1 pseudogene is annotated in these 540 nt (G+C 47.6%); it reads left to right on the top strand.

Annotation, left to right across the window (positions count from 1 at the left end):
* Nucleotides 1–307 precede the first annotated feature (307 nt).
* A pseudogene (locus PORUE0001_RS05015) lies at nt 308–540 on the top strand (IS110 family transposase); the annotation flags it as partial.

Here is a 540-nt window from a genome sequence, read left to right as displayed (position 1 = left end):
GTCTCGCTTTGAACGTTCTACAACGGACGCACAGATCGTGCGTCCCTACTTTAACTTTGCAGAGTGAAAAGAAATCGACCCGAGATTAGGTCAGTTGAACGGGTTGTTCTTACCTTTGTTGTAGTGAGGTAAGGACAGCAACCAGAGGGTAATCTATCGTCCCTACGAGGCTTCGAGCCTAAGGTCTGTTATAGACCCTCTGGAGTTCAGCTACTTGAGACTCATTAGAAAGTGAGGCCTATAGCCTAATTAAAGTAATAGCCTAATGTAGCCTAGCTGGTCCTTATCAATAATCAGATACAAAGTTATGGAATATCACTTTATCGGCATCGACGTTTCCAAAGAAAAACTGGACGCCACCCTGATTCGCTACGAATCAGAATCAGACAGCGAGCAGCAGCTCGCCTACACCACTGTAGAAAACAACCCTAAGGGGTTCCGGAGCCTCGTCTCTTGGAGCAAGAAGAACGCTGGTCGAGGAGTCAAGACCGACACCATGCTCTTCTGCTGTGAGACTACAGGAGGATACGATCGCGCACT

This window comes from Porphyromonas uenonis 60-3 (assembly GCF_000174775.1).
In the GTDB taxonomy this organism is placed as follows: Bacteria; Bacteroidota; Bacteroidia; order Bacteroidales; family Porphyromonadaceae; genus Porphyromonas; species Porphyromonas uenonis_A.
The sequence above is the reverse complement of the archived record's forward strand: the minus strand, read 5'-3'. Positions and strand labels throughout refer to the sequence as shown.